The organism is Antarctobacter aquimaris, from assembly GCF_900184945.1.
GTDB classification, from domain to species: Bacteria; Pseudomonadota; Alphaproteobacteria; order Rhodobacterales; family Rhodobacteraceae; genus Maliponia; species Maliponia aquimaris.
The window spans coordinates 226326-248196 of the sequence record NZ_FXYF01000001.1 but is presented as its reverse complement, the minus strand read 5'-3'; the positions used below and the strand labels follow the sequence as shown (position 1 = coordinate 248196).

At 64.9% G+C, this 21871-nt stretch carries 22 protein-coding genes; 11 read left to right on the top strand and 11 right to left on the bottom strand.

Annotation, left to right across the window (positions count from 1 at the left end; translation table 11 throughout):
- Positions 1-127 precede the first annotated feature (127 nt).
- Positions 128-2743, top strand: coding sequence for a DNA mismatch repair protein MutS (gene mutS, locus MAA8898_RS01130; protein WP_094019448.1), 2616 nt, complete (start codon positions 128-130; stop codon positions 2741-2743).
- Between the two features lie 105 nt (positions 2744-2848).
- On the opposite strand, the gene MAA8898_RS01125 is transcribed toward mutS, so the two are convergent.
- Both MAA8898_RS01125 and hrcA read right to left on the bottom strand, forming a co-directional pair.
- Entirely contained in the window at positions 2849-3412 is a 564-nt protein-coding gene (locus MAA8898_RS01125) for a nucleotide exchange factor GrpE (RefSeq protein ID WP_094019127.1), read from the bottom strand.
- 10 nt (positions 3413-3422) lie between these two features.
- On the bottom strand, positions 3423-4487 hold the full coding sequence (hrcA, locus tag MAA8898_RS01120; protein WP_094019126.1) for a heat-inducible transcriptional repressor HrcA: 1065 nt from the start codon (positions 4485-4487) through the stop codon (positions 3423-3425).
- A 110-nt stretch (positions 4488-4597) separates the two neighbouring features.
- On the opposite strand from hrcA, the gene rph reads away from it, so the two are divergent.
- Genes rph through hemW form a run of 3 tightly spaced genes read left to right on the top strand, consistent with a single transcriptional unit; the run spans position 4598 to position 7078 of the window.
- Positions 4598-5311: a ribonuclease PH gene (gene rph / locus MAA8898_RS01115; RefSeq protein ID WP_094019125.1), complete on the top strand. Its 714-nt coding sequence runs from the start codon at positions 4598-4600 to the stop codon at positions 5309-5311.
- Positions 5308-5922 (top strand): RdgB/HAM1 family non-canonical purine NTP pyrophosphatase, encoded by a 615-nt coding sequence (rdgB, locus tag MAA8898_RS01110; RefSeq protein WP_094019124.1) that lies wholly within the window; start codon positions 5308-5310, stop codon positions 5920-5922. Before rph ends, rdgB begins: the two co-directional genes overlap by 4 nt.
- Positions 5912-7078: a radical SAM family heme chaperone HemW gene (gene hemW, locus MAA8898_RS01105; RefSeq protein ID WP_094019123.1), complete on the top strand. Its 1167-nt coding sequence runs from the start codon at positions 5912-5914 to the stop codon at positions 7076-7078. The genes rdgB and hemW overlap by 11 nt, the downstream gene beginning before the upstream one ends.
- Positions 7079-7081: 3 nt before the next feature.
- Here the strand turns inward: hemW and MAA8898_RS01100 are convergent, their stop codons facing one another.
- From MAA8898_RS01100 to rho, 6 genes are read right to left on the bottom strand one after another with little or no spacing between them, the layout of a single operon-like run.
- Entirely contained in the window at positions 7082-7990 is a 909-nt protein-coding gene (locus MAA8898_RS01100) for a ParB/RepB/Spo0J family partition protein (protein WP_094019122.1), read from the bottom strand.
- Positions 7991-8016: 26 nt separating this feature from the next.
- Complete coding sequence (locus MAA8898_RS01095) at positions 8017-8826, bottom strand: ParA family protein (protein WP_094019121.1); 810 nt, start codon at positions 8824-8826, stop codon at positions 8017-8019.
- On the bottom strand, positions 8819-9436 hold the full coding sequence (rsmG, locus tag MAA8898_RS01090; protein WP_094019120.1) for a 16S rRNA (guanine(527)-N(7))-methyltransferase RsmG: 618 nt from the start codon (positions 9434-9436) through the stop codon (positions 8819-8821). The genes MAA8898_RS01095 and rsmG overlap by 8 nt, the downstream gene beginning before the upstream one ends.
- Positions 9433-11301, bottom strand: coding sequence for a tRNA uridine-5-carboxymethylaminomethyl(34) synthesis enzyme MnmG (gene mnmG, locus MAA8898_RS01085; RefSeq protein WP_094019447.1), 1869 nt, complete (start codon positions 11299-11301; stop codon positions 9433-9435). Before mnmG ends, rsmG begins: the two co-directional genes overlap by 4 nt.
- Before the next feature lie 12 nt (positions 11302-11313).
- Positions 11314-12594: a tRNA uridine-5-carboxymethylaminomethyl(34) synthesis GTPase MnmE gene (gene mnmE, locus MAA8898_RS01080; RefSeq protein ID WP_094019119.1), complete on the bottom strand. Its 1281-nt coding sequence runs from the start codon at positions 12592-12594 to the stop codon at positions 11314-11316.
- Between the two features lie 7 nt (positions 12595-12601).
- A complete protein-coding gene (rho, locus tag MAA8898_RS01075) occupies positions 12602-13873 on the bottom strand; it encodes a transcription termination factor Rho (RefSeq protein ID WP_094019118.1) in 1272 nt (423 codons plus the stop codon).
- A gap of 525 nt (positions 13874-14398) precedes the next feature.
- Here rho and MAA8898_RS01070 point away from each other — a divergent pair.
- From MAA8898_RS01070 to dnaQ, 4 genes are read left to right on the top strand one after another with little or no spacing between them, the layout of a single operon-like run.
- Positions 14399-14998, top strand: a complete 600-nt coding sequence (locus MAA8898_RS01070) for a Maf family protein (protein WP_094019117.1) — start codon at positions 14399-14401, stop codon at positions 14996-14998.
- Positions 14995-15828, top strand: coding sequence for a shikimate dehydrogenase (locus MAA8898_RS01065; RefSeq protein WP_094019116.1), 834 nt, complete (start codon positions 14995-14997; stop codon positions 15826-15828). Before MAA8898_RS01070 ends, MAA8898_RS01065 begins: the two co-directional genes overlap by 4 nt.
- A complete protein-coding gene (coaE, locus tag MAA8898_RS01060) occupies positions 15825-16418 on the top strand; it encodes a dephospho-CoA kinase (protein ID WP_094019115.1) in 594 nt (197 codons plus the stop codon). Before MAA8898_RS01065 ends, coaE begins: the two co-directional genes overlap by 4 nt.
- A complete protein-coding gene (gene dnaQ / locus MAA8898_RS01055; RefSeq protein ID WP_094019114.1) occupies positions 16411-17142 on the top strand; it encodes a DNA polymerase III subunit epsilon in 732 nt (243 codons plus the stop codon). Before coaE ends, dnaQ begins: the two co-directional genes overlap by 8 nt.
- Before the next feature lie 10 nt (positions 17143-17152).
- Here the strand turns inward: dnaQ and secB are convergent, their stop codons facing one another.
- Together secB and MAA8898_RS01045 are read right to left on the bottom strand one after the other, a co-directional pair.
- Positions 17153-17647, bottom strand: a complete 495-nt coding sequence (gene secB, locus MAA8898_RS01050) for a protein-export chaperone SecB (RefSeq protein WP_094019113.1) — start codon at positions 17645-17647, stop codon at positions 17153-17155.
- Between the two features lie 56 nt (positions 17648-17703).
- Positions 17704-18204, bottom strand: coding sequence for an FxsA family protein (locus MAA8898_RS01045; RefSeq protein WP_094019446.1), 501 nt, complete (start codon positions 18202-18204; stop codon positions 17704-17706).
- A gap of 103 nt (positions 18205-18307) precedes the next feature.
- On the opposite strand from MAA8898_RS01045, the gene MAA8898_RS01040 reads away from it, so the two are divergent.
- The 3 genes from MAA8898_RS01040 to MAA8898_RS01030 are packed head-to-tail and all read left to right on the top strand — an operon-like array spanning position 18308 to position 20612.
- Positions 18308-18973: a Tim44/TimA family putative adaptor protein gene (locus tag MAA8898_RS01040; RefSeq protein ID WP_094019112.1), complete on the top strand. Its 666-nt coding sequence runs from the start codon at positions 18308-18310 to the stop codon at positions 18971-18973.
- Positions 18974-18996: 23 nt separating this feature from the next.
- Positions 18997-20010, top strand: coding sequence for a murein transglycosylase A (gene mltA, locus MAA8898_RS01035; protein ID WP_503100494.1), 1014 nt, complete (start codon positions 18997-18999; stop codon positions 20008-20010).
- A complete protein-coding gene (locus MAA8898_RS01030; protein WP_094019110.1) occupies positions 20007-20612 on the top strand; it encodes a Smr/MutS family protein in 606 nt (201 codons plus the stop codon). The genes mltA and MAA8898_RS01030 overlap by 4 nt, the downstream gene beginning before the upstream one ends.
- Positions 20613-20630: 18 nt before the next feature.
- On the opposite strand, the gene MAA8898_RS01025 is transcribed toward MAA8898_RS01030, so the two are convergent.
- A complete protein-coding gene (locus tag MAA8898_RS01025; protein ID WP_094019109.1) occupies positions 20631-21842 on the bottom strand; it encodes an MFS transporter in 1212 nt (403 codons plus the stop codon).
- Between the last annotated feature and the right edge of the window lie 29 nt (positions 21843-21871).

Below are 21871 nucleotides of genomic sequence, written 5' to 3'. Positions count from 1 at the left end.
CATCCGGCGTTTTGCGGTTTTCCCCGCGGTTTGCCCGCCTTAATGTCACGCGAAACCGCCGGGGGGAAGGTTCGTGAACGCTAACACAAGCGGAAAGAAGGCATCGTTGGATACCGCCGTGACGCCGATGATGGCGCAGTACCTGGAAATCAAGGCGCAGTACCCCGACGCGCTGCTGTTCTACCGCATGGGCGATTTCTACGAACTGTTCTTTGACGACGCGGTGGCTGCCAGCGCGGCGCTGGACATCGCCCTGACCAAGCGTGGCAAGCACGCGGGCGACGATATCCCGATGTGCGGCGTCCCGGTACATGCCGCCGAGGGCTACCTGCTGACGCTGATCCGCAAGGGGTTTCGCGTGGCGGTGGGCGAACAGCTGGAAAGCCCGGAAGAAGCCAAGAAACGTGGATCGAAGTCGGTGGTCAAACGCGACGTGGTGCGCCTTGTCACCCCCGGCACGCTGACCGAGGAATCGCTGCTGGAGGCGCGGCGGCACAACTTCCTGGCCGCCCTTGGCCGGGTGCGGGACGACTGGGCGCTGGCCTGGGCGGATATCTCGACGGGCGCGTTTCACGTGATGCCATTGACCCGCGCGCGGATCGGCGCGGAACTGGCCCGGCTCGCCCCGTCCGAGGTGCTGACGACCGAAGGCGTGGAGGACAGCCTGCGCGAGGTGCTGGGCGACCTAGGGCTGGAGGCGACCGTGCTGGGCGCAGCCTCGTTTGATTCCGGCGCGGCCGAGGGGCGGCTTTCGACGCTTTTCGGGGTGCAGGGGCTGAGCGGATTCGGCGACTTCGGGCGGGCGGAACTGTCGGCCATGGGCGCGCTGGTCGATTACCTGGACATCACGCAGAAAGGCCGCCTGCCCTTGCTGCGTCCGCCGCGACAAGAGCAGGTCTCGCGCATCCTGCAAATCGACGCGGCCACCCGGCGCAACCTGGAACTGACCGAAAGCCTGCAAGGCGGGCGCAAGGGATCGCTGCTGTCGGTGATCGACCGCACGGTAACTTCAGCCGGGGCACGGCTGTTGGAACGGCGCGTGTCTTCTCCCTCGCGCGATCTGGCGGTGATCCGCGAGCGGCTGGAGGCGGTGCGCTGGGGGGTCGAGGGCGCGCTGTCGGACACGCTGCGCGACATGCTGCGGCGGGTGCCGGACCTGGACCGCGCGCTGTCGCGGCTGGGGCTGGACCGAGGCGGACCGCGTGACCTCGCTGCCGTGCGGTCGGCGCTGACGCAGGCCGGGGCGATCCATGAGCGGCTGACGGGCAAGGAGCTGCCGGAGTTGCTGGGCCGGTCTGTCGTGGCACTGGAGGGGCACGAGGAGCTGTTGTCGTTTCTCGACGCGGCGCTGGTCGCCGAGCCGCCTTTGCGCGTCAGCGATGGTGGATTCGTCGCCGCCGGGCACGATCCGGCGCTGGATGACGCCCGGACGCTGCGCGACGAAGGCCGCGGCGTGATTGCCCGGATGCAAGCCGACTATGCCCGCGAAACCGGCATCACCTCTTTGAAAATTAAGCACAACAACGTCCTTGGCTACTTTGTCGAGACAACTGCCCTGCACGCCGACAAGATGTTCGCCCTGACCGATCGCTTCATCCACCGCCAGACCACCGCCAACCAGGTGCGGTTCACCACGGTGGACCTGTCGGACATGGAACGCCGCATCCTGAACGCCGGGAACGAGGCGCTGGAGATCGAGCGGCGGATCTTTGAAGAGCTGCGCGCCTCGATCCTGTCCGCGGCCCCTGCCCTATCGGACCTCGCGCTGGCGCTGGCCGAAATCGACCTGACGCTGGGCCTGGCGGAACTGGCGCGGCAGCGCGACTGGTGCCTGCCGCAGGTGGACGAAAGCCGCAGCTTTGCCGTCACCGGCGGGCGGCACCCGGTGGTCGAGGCCGCGCTGGAGGCCAGCGGCGCGCCCTTCATCGCCAATGACTGCGACCTGAGTGCCGATGACACGGGTGCGGCGATCACCCTGCTGACCGGCCCCAACATGGCCGGCAAATCCACCTTTCTGCGGCAAAACGCGCTGATTGCGCTGCTGGCGCAGATGGGCGCCTACGTGCCGGCGCAATCGGCGCATGTGGGGCTGGTGAGCCAGATCTTCAGCCGCGTCGGCGCCAGTGACGACCTCGCGCGCGGGCGGTCGACCTTCATGGTCGAGATGGTGGAAACCGCCGCGATCCTGAACCAGGCCGATGCGCGTGCGCTGGTGATCCTCGATGAGATCGGGCGCGGCACCGCCACCTACGACGGGCTGTCCATCGCCTGGGCGACGCTGGAACATCTCCAGGCGGTCAACCGGGTGCGCGGTCTCTTTGCCACCCATTACCACGAGTTGACCGCGCTGGCGGGCAAGCTGGACGGGGTGCGCAACGCGACCGTGGCGGTCAAGGAATGGAACGGCGAGGTGATTTTCCTGCACGAGGTGCACGAGGGCGCGGCGGACCGGTCCTATGGCGTGCAGGTGGCGCAACTGGCGGGCTTGCCACCGGCGGTGATCGAGCGCGCCCGCGACGTGCTGGAGGCGCTGGAGCAGGGGGAGCGGGAACGCACCTCGCCCAAGGCGCTGATCGACGACCTGCCGCTGTTTTCGGCCGCCGCCCGCACGGCACCCAGGAAGGTTTCGCGTGAACCCTCGGCCGTCGAGGAGAAACTGCGCGATATCCTGCCCGACGAGCTGACGCCGCGCGAGGCGTTGCAGGCGCTCTACGACCTCAAGGAGGCGCTAACCAAGACGTGATCCGCACAATGCGACATGACCCTCCCGAGGACGAGAGGGTCATGGGCGCTGACGCTGTGCACAAGGGGTAGGGTGGGGTTTCACCCCACCGCGCCGAGCCGGGATTTACGCGGAGGGCATCGAGCTGACGCCGACCTGCGCGGGGCGCAGCAGGCGGTCGTACAGCAGGAAGCCTTCGGCCGAGACCTGGATGATGTCGCCGGCGCGGGTGCCGGGCACCGGAGCCTCGAACATCGCCTCGTGCTGCTGCGGGTCGAAGCGGTCGCCGATTTGCGGGATGATCCGGGTCATGCCGTGGCGTTCAAAGACCTTCAGCAGCTCTTTCAGCGTCAGTTCCACGCCTTCGACCAGCGCGACAGAGGCCTGGCTGCCTTCTTCATTCGCGGCGGCCAGCGCGCGGTTCAGGTTGTCGTAGACCGGCAACAGGTCCCGCGCGATGCGGGTGCCACCATAGGCCTGCGCTTCGCGGCGGTCCTTTTCGGCCCGCTTGCGCGCGTTCTCGGCATCCGCGAGGGCGCGCATGAAACGGTCCTTGAAATCGTCCCGCTCGGCGCGCAGGGACTCCAGTTCGAGGGCTATGTCGTCGATCTCCTCGGTCAATCCGGCCTGCTCTTCCGCTTCGGCCGCGTCGATGTCATCAAGAAAATCGTCCTTGTTCTGGTCTGCCATGCCTTCACCTCTACCTGCGGTCGGCGATCATCCGGCCGACCAGCTGGGCTGTATAGTCGACGATCGGAACGATCCGACCGTAGTTAAGGCGGGTGGGGCCGATGACGCCCACCGCGCCAATGATCTTTCGGTCCGCGTTCATATATGGAGAGACCACCAGAGAGGAACCCGAAAGTGAGAAAAGTTTGTTCTCCGAGCCGATAAAAATGCGCACCCCTTCGCCCTTGTCCGTCAGTTCGAGGAACTCGGCGATGTCCCGCTTGCGTTCGAGATCGTCGAAAAGGGAGCGGATGCGGTCCAGCTCGTCCTGGGCGGAATCGTCGCCCAGCAGATTCGCCCGGCCGCGCACGATCAGCCGTTCGCCGCTGTCGCCGGAGCCGTCCCAGACGGCGATGCCCGCGTCGATCAGCTGCGCGGCGATGCCGTCGATCTCCTGGCGGCGGCGGACAATTTCCGTCTGCATGGCCTTGCGCAGTTCGGACAGGGTGCGGCCTTCGACCAGCGCATTGGTGAAATTCGCCGCCTCGCGCATGGCGCTGGGGGTCAGGCCCGGCGGCGGGGTGAACAGGCGGTTCTCGACATGACCGTCTGCAAAGACGATCACCACCAGCGCGCGGTCCTGGGCGAGGCTGACGAACTCGATATGTTTGAGCGGGGCCTCGTGTTTCGGGGTCAGCACCAGCGAGGCGCCGTGCGTCACGCCCGACAACGCCGAGCCGACCGCATCCAGCAGGCCCGAGACATCGGTGGAGTTGCTGCCGAGCGTCGCGTCCAGCTTTTCCCGGTCCTGCGCGTCAAGGTCGCGCACCTCGAGCAGCCCGTCGACAAACATCCGCAGGCCCAGCTGGGTGGGAATGCGCCCGGCGGAAACATGCGGGCTGTCGAGTAGGCCGAGGTACTCCAGGTCCTGCATGACGTTGCGGATCGTCGCGGCGGACACCTTTTCCGACAGGCTGCGGGTCAGGGTGCGCGACCCGACAGGTTCACCGCTGGTCAGATAGCTTTCGACCACGCGGCGAAAGACTTCGCGCGAGCGATCGTTCATCTGCGAGAGCAGTTCTGTTGCCTCTGTCATCTCTTGCCCCTTCGGGAGCCATTAAAGAGCGCATGGCCGGAACGTCAATCGGGCTTGCATAACCGCGCTGCGGCTGTCTATCCCGGGCATGACCAAAATCGGAGTGGACCATGCGACCGTCGGGACGAAATCTAAGCGAAATGCGCGCCGTTTCAATCGAAACCGGGGTGACGAAACACGCCGAGGGGTCATGCCTGATCAAGGTGGGCGATACCCATGTGCTGTGCACCGCCTCGCTGGAGGAGCGGGTGCCGCCGTTCATCAAGGGTTCCGGGCAAGGCTGGGTGACGGCGGAATACGGCATGCTGCCGCGGTCGACCTCCACCCGGATGCGGCGCGAGGCGCAGGCCGGCAAGCAGGGCGGGCGCACGGTGGAGATCCAGCGCCTGATCGGCCGGGCGCTACGCGCCGGGGTTGACCGCAACGCGCTGGGTGAGCGGCAGATCACAGTGGACTGCGACGTGATCCAGGCGGATGGTGGCACGCGCTGTGCGGCGATCACCGGCGGCTGGGTTGCGCTGCGGCTGGCGGTGAACAAGCTGATGAAGGCCGGCGACATCATCAGCGATCCGCTGATGTCCGAGGTGGCGGCGGTGAGCTGTGGCATCTATGCCGGTCAGCCGGTGCTGGACCTGGATTACCCCGAGGATTCCGAAGCCGGCGTGGACGGCAACTTCATCCTGCGCGGCGACGGGCGGCTGATCGAGGTGCAGATGAGCGCCGAGGGATCGACCTTCACCCGCGACCAGATGAACACGCTGATGGGGCTGGCCGAGCAGGGCGTTGACGAGCTGGTGGCCATCCAGAGGGCGGCGGTCGCATGACACGGCGCTTTGACGGCGACCGGCTGCTGGTGGCGACGCACAACAGCGGCAAGCTGGAGGAAATCGCGGCCCTGCTGGAGCCGTTCGGAGTGAGTTGCGTCGGTGCCGCCGAAATGGGTCTGCCGGAACCCGAGGAAACCGGGACCACCTTCGTGGAAAATGCGCAGATCAAGGCGCATGCGGCGGCCCGGGCGACCGGGCTGCCGGCGCTGGCGGATGATTCCGGCATCGAAATCGACGCGCTGGACAAGGCGCCGGGCGTCTACACCGCCGATTGGGCAGAGACCGGGCAAGGCCGGGATTTCGTCATGGCGATGGAAAAGGCGCACCGATTGCTGCTGGAACGGCGCGCGGCCGAACCCTGGACCGCGCGGTTCTGCTGCACGCTGGTGCTGGCCTGGCCGGATGGCGAGGACGCGGTGTTTCCCGGCGTGATGGAGGGCAGGGTGGTCTGGCCGATGCGAGGATCGCAGGGGCATGGCTATGACCCGATCTTTCAGCCCGAGGGGCATCACGTGACCTTTGGCGAGATGGATCGCTGGGAAAAGAACCGGATTTCGCATCGCGCGGACGCGTTCCGCAAGTTCGTGGCCGGGTGCTTTGGCGACTGAGGGACCCGAAGACTGGCAACGCGGGGGCTTTGGCCTCTACGTGCACTGGCCGTTCTGCGAGGCCAAGTGCCCATATTGCGATTTCAACAGCCACGTGGTGTCCCAGGTGGATCAGGCGCGCTGGGCGCGGGCGCTGGCATCGGAGGTGCGGTGCGCGGGTGAGCAGACGCAGGGCAGGGTGTTGTCATCGATCTTTTTCGGCGGGGGCACGCCCTCGTTGATGGCGCCGGAGACGGTGGCGGCGGTGATCGAGGCCGCTCGGGACAGCTGGACCTTTGCCAATGACATCGAGGTGACGCTGGAGGCCAATCCGCGATCGGTCGAGGCGGGGCGGTTCGTCGGATACGCGCGGGCGGGTGTCAACCGCGTGTCGTTGGGCGTTCAGAGCCTTCGCGGCGCCGATCTGCGACGGTTGGGGCGGCTGCATGACGTGGACGAGGCGCGCAAGGCGCTGTCGGTGGCGCGGGACTGCTTTGACCGGGTCAGTTTCGATCTGATTTATGCGCGGCAGGACCAGAGCTTGCAGGACTGGCGCGAGGAGCTGGAAGAGGCACTGGAACTGGCTGTCGATCACCTGTCGCTGTACCAGCTGACCGTGGAGGAAGGCACCGCCTTCTGGAACCGGGCGAGGGCAGGGGGGTTGCGCGGTCTGCCGGGCGAAGACCTGGCGGCTGACATGTACGAGCTGACGCAGGAGATCTGTTCGGCCGCTGGCTATGACGCCTACGAGGTGTCCAACCACGCGCGTCCGGGGGCGCAGTCCCGGCACAATCTGGTGTACTGGCGCTACGGCGATTGGGTGGGTGTCGGACCCGGAGCACACGGGCGGATCAGCCAGGGGCCGGTCCGCGAGGCGACGGTGGCCTGGCGCATGCCGGGCGCGTGGATCGCCCAGGCCGAAGCCGGGTCCGGGATGGAGAGCCGCGAGATCCTGTCGGCAGAAGATCAGGCGTCGGAATACCTCATGATGGGGTTGCGGCTGTCTGAAGGACTATATCTTGATCGTCTTCATGCCCTGGATCCGGCGATTGCGCCAGAGTCAAAGATCGCAGAGCTGTCTGCCCTGGGGCTGATCGAGTCCCGGGACGGCGTGTTGCGGACGACGGGCGCCGGACGGCTTGTGCTGAATTCGGTGATTGCCGCGCTGCTGCCGTGACGCTCAGCGCGCGGTGCCGAGGATCGCGCAGAGCGAATCGAGCTGCTCCAGCGTGTCGTAGGAGATCGTCACGCGGCCGGAGTCCTGGCCCGGGGGATGATCGATGCGGACCTTCATGCCCAGCGCCGCGCTGAGATCCCCTTCGAGGGCGCGGGTGTCGGCGTCCTTGTCAGCCTGGAAGCCGCCGTCGACGGGTTTGCGGCGGGGTTTCGGGCTGGTGTCCTTGGCCAGCTTTTCGGTGTCGCGGACCGAGAGGCCGCGGGAGACCACAGTCTGGGCGAGGGCAGCCGGATCCGGCGCCGTGATCAGCGCGCGTGCATGGCCGGCGCTGAGGGTGCCCGCGGTGACCAGCTCCTGCACGGTTTCCGGCAGGTTCAGCAGGCGCATCAGGTTGGCGATGTGGCTGCGGCTCTTGCCCAGTGCCTCGGCCAGTTTTTCCTGCGTGTGGCCGAACTTGAACATCAGCTGCTTGTAGCCTGCGGCCTCTTCGATGGCGTTCAGGTCGGCGCGCTGGATGTTCTCGATGATCGCCACCTCGAGCACTTCGGTATCGTCGAAATCCCGGATGAGGACGGGGACGCTGTGAAGTTGCGCCATCTGGGCGGCGCGCCAGCGCCGTTCGCCGGCGACGATCTCATACTTTCCCTCGTTGCGCGGGTCGGGGCGCACGATGAGCGGCTGAATGATGCCCTTGGTGCGGATCGACGCTGCGAGTTCATCAAGCTGCGCCTGGGTGAAAGTGCGGCGCGGCTGATCGGGGTTGGGCACCAGCGATTCGACCGGCAGCACCCGGTCCGGGCGGCGGGCGCTTTCGGATTGCGCCGGCTCCGCAGCCTGTCCGACATCCGCCATCAGGGCGGAGAGTCCACGGCCAAGGCCGCGACGAACGTCTTTCCTCGGTTTTTCTGACATGCCTGTCCTCTTTCCGATCGGGCCACTTAGGCGGCGCGTTTGTCGTTCTTCCTGAGCAGTTCCTCGGCGAGCGCGCGATACGCCTGGGCGCCCTTGGACGCGCTGTCATAGGCGAGCACGGGCAGGGCGTAGGAGGGCGCCTCGGACACGCGGACGTTGCGGGGAATCACGGTGGTGAACACCAGATCGCCCAGGTTGGCGCGGGCATCGGCCTCTACATGTTGGGAGAGGTTGTTGCGCGCGTCATACATGGTGAGGACGATGCCTTCGATCCGGAGGTTCGGATTCGCGGTCTGGCGGACCTCGCGGATGGTCAGCATGAGTTGCGACAACCCTTCGAGCGCGAAGAATTCGCTTTGCAGCGGCACCAGGACGGAATGTGCGGCGACCATCGCGTTGACCGTCAGAAGGTTCAGCGAGGGCGGGCAATCGATCAGGATGACGTCGAAACCAAAACCGTCCATGTCCGGCTGCCGCAGGGCATCGTGCAGCAGAAAGCTACGCTTTTCGTTGGAATACAGTTCGATGTCGGCGGAGCTGAGATCGACGTTGGACGGAATGAGGGAGAGCCCCTCTGTCGCGGTTTTCAGGACAACCTCTTGCAGGGTGACATCGCCAAGCAGAAGATCATAGGTGGTGTATTCGCGATCTTCGGTTTCGATCCCGAGGCCGGTGGAGGCATTGCCCTGGGGATCAAGGTCGATGACCAGCACCTTGTGACCTTGTTCGCACAGGGCCGCGCCAAGATTGATGGTGGTCGTCGTCTTGCCGACGCCGCCTTTCTGGTTGGCGATGGCGATGATTTTCGGACCCGGGGGGCGTGTCGGATCAGACATGGGCGAGGTCTCCGATTTCCAGAACGACGGCTGTCGCGTTTGTCGTACTTGTATGCGGCGTGCAGGAGAATTGCCATTCCATCCGCGCGTCATCCAGCTCTTTTCCCCAACTTTCACCCTTGGGAAACAGTCCTGTGCCGTCTGGGTGTAAATGGCGCTGCGCGAAAGCCAGAAGCTTTGGCAGAGGGGCGAGCGCCCGTGCGGAAACCACGTCGGCGTTCTGCGGCGCGGCCTCCTCGATGCGCTGCGCCAGCACCTGGGCCGCGATACCCGTTTCGCGTAGGACAGTGCGCAGAAAGGTTGCCTTGCGGGTGTCCGATTCGATCATGGTGACCCGGCAGGCGGGGTCTCGTTCGGCCAAAAGGATGGCCACGACAAGCCCCGGAAATCCGCCACCGCTGCCAAGGTCCACCCAGTGTTTGAGCGGGGCAGGGGCCAAGGTCACCAATTGGGCGGAGTCGCGCAGGTGCCGGAGCGATGCGTCCTCCAGCGTGGACCGCGAGACGAGGTTGATCCTGGGGTTCCACTTGCGCAGCAGGGCAAGGTGCTGCTCCAGCCGCGCACATGTTTCACGTGAAACATCGATTCCCAGGGTTTCCGGCGAAATCATACCGCGTCTTTGCGCATCTGCTGGCGCAGTTTGGCAAGGATCAGCGTCAGAGCGGCCGGCGTCATCCCGTCAATCCTGCTGGCCTGGGCGATGGTTTCAGGACGCACGCGCCCCAGCTTGCCCTTAAGCTCATTCGAAAGACCGGGAAGGATGTCAAAGCTGAAATCCCCTGGTATTTCAAGGGACTCGTCCTTCCGCAGGATCTCGACATCTCTCGCCTGACGTTCGATGTAATTGGCGTACAACGCCTCACGCTCCAGCTGTGTGGCGATCTCTGGTGACAGGGAGGCAAGGGCGGGATCCAGAGGCACAAGGGCGTCCACCGTCACGTCCTTGAAGGACAGAAGCTGAAAGGCTGTACGGCGCGTGCCGTCCTGGTTGACCTCGATCCCGATTGCACGGACGGACGTCGGACTATGCTCGGATGCGGTCAACAGGGCACGGCCCTGTTCCAGCGCCTCCATCTTGGCGTCAAACTGCGCCTTGCGGCCTTCGGAGACTGTTCCCAGGGACAACGCCTTGGGCGTCAGGCGTTGGTCAGCATTGTCGGCCCGCAAGGACAGACGGAATTCCGCTCGGCTGGTGAACATCCTGTAAGGCTCCGTCACACCGCGCGTCGTCAGGTCATCCAGCATCACGCCGATATAGCTGTCGGTCCGTGAGAACTTGACGGGCTCACGATCCTGCGCCGCCGCTGCCGCGTTCAGACCGGCAACCAGCCCCTGGGCGGCTGCCTCCTCATACCCCGTGGTGCCGTTGATCTGGCCTGCCAGGTAGAGACCCGGCACGTCGCGCACCGAAAGGGTCGCCGTCAACGCCCGCGGATCGACGTAGTCATATTCGATGGCGTATCCGGGTTGCGTAATTACCACAGACTCGAGACCGGGAATGCTGCGCACGTAGGTCTCCTGCACGTCTTCGGGCAGCGAGGTCGAAATCCCGTTGGGATAGATGGTTGGCACGTCGAGACCTTCGGGCTCCAGAAAGATCTGGTGCGAGGTCTTGTCGGCAAAGCGCACCACCTTGTCCTCGATCGAGGGACAGTAGCGCGGGCCAACGCCTTCGATATGACCGCCATACATGGCGGAGCGACTCAGGTTTTCGCGAATGATGTCATGCGTGCGTTCGGTTGTATGGGTGATGCCGCAGGCGATCTGCCGCGCCTTGGGCGCACGGGACAGGAAAGAAAACAACACCGGCTCATCGTCGCCCGGCTGCCGTTCCAGCCCCTCCCAGTTGATGGTCCGGCCATCGAGACGGGGAGGCGTGCCGGTTTTCAGCCGCCCAAGCGGCAAGGCCATCTCCTGGATCCGATCCGCCAGCCGCACGGAGGGACGATCCCCCATTCGGCCGCCCGGTCGTCGCACGTCGCCAATGTGGATCACCCCCCGCAGGAACGTACCGCTTGTCAAAACGACCGCACGCGCCGCGACTTCGGAACCATCGGTAAGGACGATGCCGCCAACAGACCCGTCTCTCAGCAGGAAATCGACGACTTCGCCTTCGATCAGCGTCAGTCCTGCGGTTCCGGCAACTTCGGATTGCATGGCCTCGGCATAGAGCTTGCGGTCCGCTTGCGCCCGCGGCCCCTGCACGGCCGGGCCCTTGCGTCGATTCAGAAGGCGAAACTGGATTCCGGCGGCATCGGCAATGCGCCCCATGATGCCGTCCATGGCATCAATCTCACGTACCAGATGCCCCTTGCCCAGGCCACCGATGGCCGGATTGCAGGACATGACGCCAAGATCCTGTCGCCGCAGGGTCACCAGGGCAGTCTGCGCGCCCATTCTGGCAGCGGCGGCCGCTGCCTCGGCACCGGCATGACCGCCACCCACCACGATGACATCGAACCCGTCATGTTTCACGTGAAACACTCCCTACTTGCCGACACAAAAGCTGGCGAAGATCTCATCCAGAACATGCTCCACATCAACATGTCCCACCAGCTGTTCCAGTCTCCGCGCGGCGATCCTGATTTCTTCACTCGTCACATCGTAAAGGTCAGGACCACTCTGCAACAGGACACGCGCCTCCTGCAAATGGGTCAACCCGTCACGCAAGGCAAGCCTGTGCCGCTCGCGACTGGCCAGGCCGGCGCCTTGCACCCTGGACGACAGCGTGACCTCGATCTGCCGCAGCAACTCTGGCACACCTGACCCGGTCAGACCGGATACCCCGGAGGACCCGCAAACATCCGCCTTGGCACCCACGACGATATCCCCTTGCTGGACGGCCAAAAGCGGACCTTCTCCCTCAGGCACAAGATGCACCCGGAGGTCAGCCGCCTCGGCCCGTTCGCGCGCCCGGGCGACGCCGATCCGCTCGATGCTGTCCTCGGACTCCCGCAACCCGGCTGTGTCCAGCAAGGTGACGGCCAAGCCGCCGATCTCCATCCGGACTTCGATGATATCCCGCGTCGTACCCGCGATTTCCGAAGTAATCGCCGCGTCCCGACCCGCAAGGTAGTTCAGAAGCGTGGACTTGCCTGCATTCGGCGGCCCGACGATCGCCACTTCGAACCCCAGTCGCACGCGTTCGGCCGAAGCCAAGCCGCGCAACTCCTGCTCCAAGGCCCGCGCCACCCGGTCCAGCAAGCCATCCACCTCGTCCGACACATCGACAGGCACCTCTTCATCGACAAAATCGATGGTCGCCTCCAGCAACGACACAGCGCGGACGATATCCTTTCGCCAGGACAGCACGCGTTGCCCAAGCGCCCCCGACAACAGTTTCAAGGCTTGGCGACGTTGCTGTTCCGTCTCCGCTTCGATCAGATCTGCAAGGGCTTCGACCTGCGTCAGGTCCAGTCGCCCGTTGTTCATCGCCCGGCGAGTGAACTCCCCCGCCTCGGCAGGACGCAGACCGGGCATGGCGTGCAGGGAGCGCAGCAAGACCTGGACCACCGCGATACTGCCATGAACCTGGAACTCGGCGACTTTCTCGCCGGTAAAGCTGGCGCCCGCCTCGAACACCAGCACCAGCGCTTCATCCAGGTGATCGCCGTCTTCCGACACCAGCCGCCGGACAGCCGCCACGCGCGGACGGGGCAGGGACCCCGCCAGCCGCTCGACAGCGCTCCAGGCCTCCGGTCCGGACACCCGCACCACGGACACGCCAGCCTTCCCCGCGGCGCTCGCCAGGGCAAAGATCGTGTCCATGTCCCGGTCAGCTGTTCATGGAGTCAAAGAACTCGGCGTTGGACTTCGTCTGTTTCAACTTCGAGATCAGGAACTCGACCGCGTCCGTCGTGCCCATGGGGTTCAGGATACGCCGCAGCACAAAGGTCTTTTGCAGATCACCTTTCTCAACAAGAAGCTCTTCCTTCCGCGTGCCGGACTTCAGGATGTCCATCGCCGGGAAGACCCGCTTGTCCGCCACCTTGCGGTCCAGCACGATCTCGGAGTTGCCGGTGCCCTTGAACTCTTCAAAGATCACCTCGTCCATGCGCGACCCTGTGTCGATCAGCGCCGTGGCGATGATCGTCAGCGATCCGCCTTCCTCGATGTTCCGCGCGGCACCAAAGAACCGCTTCGGCCGTTGCAGCGCGTTCGCATCCACGCCACCGGTCAGAACCTTGCCCGAAGATGGCACCACGGTGTTGAAGGCTCTACCAAGTCTTGTGATAGAGTCGAGAAGGATAACAACATCTCGCTTATGCTCTACCAGGCGCTTAGCCTTTTCGATGACCATCTCGGACACCGCCACGTGCCGCGTCGCCGGTTCGTCGAAAGTCGAAGACACGACCTCGCCCTTCACCGACCGCTGCATGTCCGTCACCTCTTCGGGACGCTCGTCGATCAGCAGGACGATCAGGTAACATTCCGGGTGGTTGGTTTCGATGGAGTTCGCGATGTTCTGCAGCAGCACGGTCTTGCCTGTCCGAGGCGGCGCAACGATCAGGGCACGCTGTCCCTTGCCGATCGGCGCCACCAGGTCGATGATCCGCGCCGAGCGATCCTTGATCGTCGGGTCCTCGATCTCCATCTTCAGTCGCTGGTCCGGATAGAGCGGCGTCAGGTTGTCAAAGGCGATCTTGTGCCGCGCCTTCTCGGGGTCCTCGAAGTTGATCAGGGACACCGTCACCAACGCGAAATACCGCTCTTCGCCGTCCGGCGCCCGGATTTCTCCATCGACGGAATCTCCGGTGCGCAGCGAGTATTTCCGGATCATCTCGGGTGAGACATAGATATCGTCCGGACCCGGCAGGTAGTTCGCTTCCGGAGAGCGCAGAAAGCCAAAGCCGTCCTGCAGCACTTCCAGCACACCGTCGCCATAGATCTCCCAGCCTTCGTCCGCGCGCTCGCGCAGGATCTGGAACATCATCTCGCCCTTGCGCATGGTCGAGGCGTTCTCGATCTCAAGCTCCTCCGCCATGGCCAGAAGGTCCTTCGGGCTTTTGGCTTTCAGATCGGCGAGATTAAGCTTTTCTTCACTCATGGCATGCACCGTAGACCCGTCGGGCCCACTTGTCCTTTGTCTCACGGGAGGTCTCCCTCCGGACGGAGGGTGTGCACCGCCTAACGCAAAGCCGGCTGTCGAGTCAACGCGGTTCCGTCGGGCTCTCTTTTCTTAAAAGAAAGAAAGATAAAGAAGGATGATGAAGAGGGTTGGGACGCCCCTTCTTGTGGATTAACGATCCGCCCACAAGCTTCCCAACATGCCCCAGGTCTCGGGATATCTTCGGGGACAGATACTGGGTGAAACCGGACAAGTAAAAAACTCCTCAATTTTTTCCATGAGTTGAACCATGGTTCCGCCGGTCGACCGCCGTGGAACAACTCTGACGACAATCCTTGGATCGCGTTGTCTGTCCCGGCCGGGGTCTTGTTCCACCCCACAGGTTGACGAAAGCCCTGACCCGCAGGACAGGTAAGGCTTTCACCCCCAAGCTTGCAACCGCCGGGCTTTTTCCGCAGAAACATGCCCAAGCCTGCGCACAGACCTTTCCTCACATTCATCCCCATGGCCGCTGACATACTTCTCGCCTCCAGCTCGAATACCCGCGCCGAAATGCTCCGCGCCGCCGGTCTCGTCATCGAGACCGAATCGCCACGCGTGGACGAAGACGGTCTCAAGGCCGCGCTCCTGGCCGAAGGGGCCAGCCCGCGCGACATCGCCGACGCGCTGGCCGAGGCCAAGGCGCGCAAGCTTGCGCTTCGCCATCCCTCCGCCCGGGTGCTGGGCTGTGACCAGGTGCTGGACCTGGATGGCGACCTGCTTTCCAAGCCGCAAAGCCGCGACGAGGCCGCAGAGCACCTGCGCCGCCTGCGCGGCAAGACCCACCGCTTGCTGTCCGCCGCCGTTCTTTATGAAAGCGCCGAACCGGCGTGGCGCCACGTCGGCACCGCGCGCCTGACCATGCGCGAGTTCTCGGACAGTTACCTCGACAGCTACCTTGACCGGAACTGGCCCGATGTCGCCACGTCGGTCGGCGGCTACAAGCTGGAATCCGAAGGCGTGCGCCTGTTTGCGCGTGTCGAAGGCAGCCATTTCACCATTCTGGGCCTGCCCTTGCTGGAACTGTTGACCTATCTCTCGATCAGAGGAACCATCCCCGCATGAGCCTTGCGCGCATCCCCCTCGCAGCGGTCATCGGGTCGCCCATAGCGCACTCCCGATCCCCGCGGCTTTTTGCCCATTGGCTGAAGACCTACGACCTGCCCGGCCACTACATCCCGATGGAAATTCCGGCCGACCGCCTGGCCGACGCCATCCGGATGCTGCCGGAGCTGGGTTTTGTCGGGCTGAACGTGACGGTGCCCTACAAGGAATCGGTGATGCAGATCGCCGACCTCGTGTCTGACAGGGCGACGCTGATCGGTGCGGCCAACACGTTGATTTTCCGACAGGACGGCCGCATCCACGCCGACAATACGGACGGTTTCGGCTTCATGGAAAACCTGCGCCACACCGCGCCGGACTGGAACCCGGCCGCCGGGCCGGCAACGGTGTTCGGGGCAGGGGGCGCGGCGCGGGCCGTGTTGGCCTCGCTTCTTGATGTCGGCGTGCCCGAGATTCGCATCACCAATCGGACCCGTCTGCGCGCCGATAAACTGCGCGCCGATTTCGGCAACAGGGTGCAGGTCTACGACTGGGTGCAGGCCGGCAATATCATCGAAGGGTGCGCCACGGTTGTGAACACCACCTCGCTGGGCATGACCGGCAAACCACCCTTGCGCGTGCCGCTCGATGCGCTGGCGCCCGGGATGCTGGTCACCGATCTGGTCTATGCCCCGCTGGAAACCCGCCTGCTGCACGAGGCACGCGCGGCGGGCTGCCAGGTGGTCGACGGTTTGGGCATGTTGCTGCACCAGGCGGTTCCCGGGTTCGAACGCTGGTTCGGTCGCCGCCCCGAGGTCGACGAAGCGACCCGGCAGGCCGTCCTGGGATGAGGTTCAGGCTGGGCCTGACCGGCTCCATCGGCATGGGCAAGTCGACCACGGCACAGATGTTCGCGGACGCGGGATGCGCCGTCTGGGATGCCGATGCGGCGGTGCACCGGCTCTACGCCCGCGGGGGTGCCGCCGTGGTACCCCTTGCCGCTGCATTTCCGGCGGCGATCGAAGACGGCGCAGTCTCGCGCAGCGCCTTGCGCGACATCATCGCCCGCGATCCCGCCGCGCTGGCCCGGATCGAATCCATCGTGCACCCGCTGGTTTCCCAGGATCGTGCCGATTTCATCGCCGCCCACCCCAATGCCATCGGCGTGTTCGATATCCCGCTGCTGTTCGAGACCGGCGCGGACGCGACGATGGACGCCACCGCCTGTGTTTCGGCTTCACGTGAAACGCAACGCGCGCGGGTCCTGTCACGGGGCACCATGAGCGGCGGGGATCTCGACCGGATCCTTGCCCGGCAGATGCCGAACGAAGAGAAATGCGCCCGCGCGACCTGGGTCATCGAGACCGACACCCTTGAGCATGCCCGCGCGCAGGTGCAGGATGTGCTGAAAGCCATCGAACAGAGGCTGAAACATGCGTGAAATCGTCCTCGACACCGAAACCACCGGCTTTGACCCCGAAAGCGGCGACCGTATCGTCGAGATTGGCGCGGTCGAGCTGTTCAACCACGTGCCGACCGGCCGGCACTACCACCAGTACATCAACCCGGAACGCGACATGCCGGATGATGCCTTTGGTGTGCATGGCATTGGCCCCGATCTTCTGACCCCGCCGCGCCCGGCCAAGGAGGGCGAGGTCACCCTGCGGGACAAGCCCGTCTTCGCCAAGGTCGTGGACGATTTCCGCGCCTTCATCGGGGACGCGAAACTGGTGATCCACAACGCCGCCTTTGACATGAAGTTCCTGAACGCCGAACTGCGCTGGTGCGGCCGCCCGCCACTGGCCGCCAAGAGTGCCATCGACACGCTGGACATCGCCCGGCGCAAGTATCCCGGCTCACCCGCCTCGCTGGACGCGCTCTGCCGGCGCTTTTCGATCGACAATACCAGCCGCACGCTGCACGGCGCGCTGCTCGACTCCGAGATCCTGGCCGAAGTCTATCTGGAACTGATCGGCGGCAAACAGCCCGATTTCGGCCTGACCAGCACGGCGTCGACCACCGGGGGACAAGCCAGCGTAGATCCGGAGTGGCGCCCACGGCCGCGCCCGGCGCCCTTGCCATCCCGGCTGAGCGAAAAGGAAAAGGCGGCTCACGCCGCCTTTGTCGAGAAACTCGGGGCCGAAGCCCTCTGGATCAAGCCCTGAAACGACCGGCTCAGGACACCTGCGTCGGGGCGGCCTGCTGCGCGGCCTGACGGCGCGCGATCTCGTTGCGGTACAGTGCCAGGAAGTCGATGGTTTCCAGGTTAAGCGGCGGGAAGCCACCGTCGCGCGACACATCCGACACGATGCGGCGCACGAAGGGGAACAGCATGCGCGGGCATTCGATCAGCAGGAAGGGATGCAGCTGGTCCTCGGGCACGTTCTCGATCGTGAACACACCGGCATAGTCCAGCTCCATCAGGAACAGCACATCGCCCGATCCCTTGGCCTTGGACTCGATCTTCAGCTTCAGCACCACTTCGTACTGGTTCTCGGCCGAACGCTTCTTGGCGTCCAGGTTCACCTGGACCTGCACGTCCGGCTGGACCTCGCCGCTGACGCCCTTCTGAGACAGGATGTTCTCGAAGGAAAGGTCGCGGACGAACTGGGCCAGAATGCTCATCTTGGGCGGCTGGGGAGCTTGCCCTGCGCCGTTGTTCTCTGCCATGGAATGGTCTCCCGATTAAATCTCCGCCGGAGGCATACCAGCGCCAGAGCGTGCGCTCAATGCCTCGTCCACCCCGAGCCGGGGTGATTGGGCGCCTTGCCCTGGGGAATCTCGTTGAATTCACCCTCGATCACATCGCCCGGGCCGTCCGTCGGGCGCGGATCACGCGAAAACGGCTGGTTCGGGGTCGGTCCCATCTCGAACCGGGCGACCTTGATCCGCTTGCGCACCCAGTGAAATACCGCCGACCGCACCGGCGGCGCCAGCAGCGCAAAGCCCACCCCATCGGTGAAAAACCCCGGTGTCAGCAGCAGCACCCCGGCGACAAGGATCATCGCACCATGCGCCAGGGGTTCGCTGGGATCGTTCAGCGCGGAAAAGCTGCGCCGCAGGTTTTCCATGGCCAGCCGGCCCTGTGTGCGCACCAGCCAGGTGCCGATCACGGCCGTCAGGACCACCACGCCCAGTGTCGGCCACAGGCCGATCAGGCCGCCAACCTGGATGAACAGGGCGATCTCGATCAAGGGAACCGCCAGAAAGGCAAGAAACACCCACATGCAAAGCACCTCCATCTCCTGTGCGCAGGTAGACTAACCCCCGCACCTCACCTACATAAGGGTGCGACCGTGATCTTTAAATGCTGGCCGCAAAGAGGTGCCGATGAACTCTCCCATCCTCCAACTTCTGGTCCTTGCCGGAATTGCCATCTTTCTCGTTCTGCGCCTGCGGAGCGTGCTTGGCACTCGGGACGGGTTCGAAAAACCTGCAATTCCGGCGTCTCAGGCCGAGGAACGCCGCCGCGCCGCGCGCGATTTCGAAGTGATCGAAGGGGGTCCTGACCTCGACATCACCGATCACGTCGCGGAAGACAGCGAGGCCGCCAAGGCGCTGGCCGCGATGAAACGGATCGAACCCAGCTTTTCTGTCTCGGAATTCCTCTCCGGCGCTCGCGGCGCCTACGAGATGATCCTGATGGGCTTCGAGCGCGGCGCCATCGCCGATCTGAAGCCGTTCCTGGCAGACGATGTCTACGAGACCTTCGCCGAGGTCGTCGCCCAGCGCGAGGCGCAGGGCCTGACCATCCAGGCGGAATTCGTCGGCGTGCGGGAACTGACCCTGGCCGATGCCCGCTATGACGAGGACAGCGGCCTGGCCGAGATCACCGTGCGCTACGTCGGGGAACTGACCTCGGTGGTCAAGAATGCCGCAGGCGAGGTGATCGAAGGCTCTCCGACCGCGGTCAAGCGGCAAAAGGACATCTGGACCTACGCCCGCACCATGGGCAGTTCCAACCCCAACTGGCAGCTTGTCGCCACGGACGAATGACACGACTGGTCCTTGCATTCCTCATGGCCATATTCCCGATGACCGGCCCCGCCTCCTCCGAGACGGGGCCGACTTATGACATCCTCGGCTTTGATGACCTGCAAGGATGGGCAGACGACGATCATGCCCAGGCGCTTGCCGTGTTCCGTGAAACCTGTGCCTTGCAGGACGATCCGGACTGGGCCGCGCTGTGCGGGCTGGCGCGCGACACCGACGACGCGCGCAGTTTCTTTGAACTTCTGTTCCGGCCCGTCCTGATCCGCGACGGCAAGGACATGCTGTTCACCGGCTACTTCGAACCGGAACTGGACGGCGCGCCCTATCCCACATCGACCTACCGCTATCCGGTCTACAGCATGCCGCCCGAGGCGCGGGCGAACCGGCCCTGGCTGACCCGGCGGCAGATCCTGACCTCGGGGGTGATGCAGGGCAGGGGGCTGGAAATCGCCTGGGTCGATGACCCGGTCGAGCTGTTCTTCCTGCAGATCCAGGGTTCTGGCCGCATCCGCTTTCCCGACGGGCGGGTGATCCGCGTCGGCTACGCCGGGGCGAATGGACATGAGTACCGTTCCATCGGCCAGGAACTGGTGCGTCGCGGCATCTACGCCGCGCACCAGGTGTCGATGCAGGTGATCCAGTCCTGGGTGCGGCGGAACCCGACCGCCGGACAGGACCTGCTGTATCACAACGCTGCTTTCGTCTTTTTCCGTGAAGTGACCGAAGTCCCATCGCACAAGGGCCCGCTGGGCGCGATGAACCGCTCGATCACCACCCTGCGCTCGATCGCCGTCGATCCCGCCTACACGCCGCTGGGCGCGCCGGTCTGGATCGAAAAACAGGGCGCAGAGCCAATGAACCGCCTGATGATCGCGCAGGACACCGGCTCGGCCATCAAGGGCGCCCAGCGCGCCGACATCTTCTATGGCACCGGCGAAGAGGCGGGGCGCGTCGCCGGACGGACCAAGGACACCGGCCGCATGATTGTCCTGATGCCGATCCAGCGCGCCTATGCACTGCTCCCCGAAGATCTGCAATGACCCGGCGGCGCAGGCTCCGCCCCGAAGAGCACGAGCTCTGGCAACAGGTCGCCCGCAGCACGGACCCCTTGCATCCGCGGCCAAAGCGCGGCGACGCGGTGATGACAAAGCCGCAGCCTCTTGCCGCCGAGGAAAATCCGACGCCCGTACCCCGCGCGGCAATTTCGCCTTTCGCGGTGGGGGACCGGGCCTTGCCGGCGACGGAAACCCATGTGTTTCCCCGGACGACCTCGGACCGTCTGCACGCCGCGCCGCTGCGCATGGACGCCAAGGCCTTTACCCGCCTGAAACGCGGCAAGCTGGACCCCGAGAGCCGCATCGACCTGCACGGCATGACAATGGACCGTGCGCATGGCGCTCTGACGCATTTCATCCTGAACGCGCAGGCCTCTGGCCTGCGTCTTGTCTTGGTGATCACCGGCAAGGGCCTGCGCGAAGACCCCTATGACCCGATGCCCCGCCGCCGCGGCGTGCTGAAATCGCAGGTGCCCCAATGGTTGCAGATGCCTCAGCTGGCGCAAGGGGTGTTGCAGATCTCGCCTGCGCATCGCAGGCACGGCGGAGATGGGGCCTACTACGTGTATCTTCGCCGTCGGCGATGACGGGGTCGGCGCCCAAGATCAGAATATCCGTCGCGCGCGCCGGACACCGATCCACATCATCGTGGATGAGAACACGAAGTAGACCGCCACCCCCATGTACTGTGTTTCGATCCCGATCTCCAGGTCGATCAATACGCCGGTGATCCCCGGCCCCAGCGCCGACCCCAGCACCATGACCGAGGCCGCCATCGCCTTGATCGCGCCCAGGCTGCGGGTTCCATAGAACTCTGCCCAGAAGGCGCTGGGCAAGGTTTGCTGCGCCCCCGTCGTCAGCGCCACGAAGAGCAGGCCCAGAAGGGCAACCCCAAGGTTTCCGGCCAGCGCAAAGCAGAGAAACCCGGCCACCATCGGCAGTTGCGACCAGGGGATCAGCCGCCCGGTGCCCAGCCGGTCCAGCAGCCCGCCGAACACCACCATCGCGCCGACCGCTGTCGCCGTGTAGATCGGAAACAGCGAGGCCAGCTCGAGGTGGGTCCAGCCCTTCACCTCGGCGAAATGCACCTGCTGGAAAAAGAACGCCGTGTTGAAGGCCGACGGCCCCAGCAGCGCGGGCACCATGAACCAGAACAGCCAGTGGCGCAGCACCTCGCGCCGGGCCCAGTGGCGCTGTTCCATGCCGACCGAATGATCGGTCTCGGCGTGGCTTTGCGGGGTGCGTTCCTGTGACAGCAACAGCAGCAGGACGGGAATGGCGGCCAGGCTGACGCAGGCCGCCGCGACCCACAGCCAGCGCCAGTCCACCACCAGCATCAGCGACACGAAACTCACCGGCAGCACGGCTTCGCCCAACGCAAATCCCAGGCCGGCGACGGTCAGCGCCTTGCCCCGCGTCGCGACGAACCAGCGCGACATCGACACCAGCGCGACATGGCTGGCCATGCCCTGGCCGCAGAATCGCAGCGCAAAGATCACCAGCGGCAGCAGCGCCGCCCATGTGTTCAACGCCATGAACAGGCAGGCCCCGGCCAGCAAGACCAGCACCGCCGCGCCGATTGCCCGCGAGCGGAACCGATCCGTCAGACCGCCGGCCCAGAGCATCACCACCGCCGACGCGGCTGTGCCCAGCGTGTAGATGCCGCCCCATTGGCCATGGCTGAGGCCAAAGCCTTCGCGGATTTCTCCGGCGAAGATCGAGATGAAGAAGGTCTGTCCGAAACTGGACAGGAACGTCAGCAGCGCGCCGGCGGCCAGCCAGCGCGCGTTTCCAGCCAGAAAGCGCAAGAGACTCATGCCGGTCCGGATCCTGAAAAGGTTCGTGT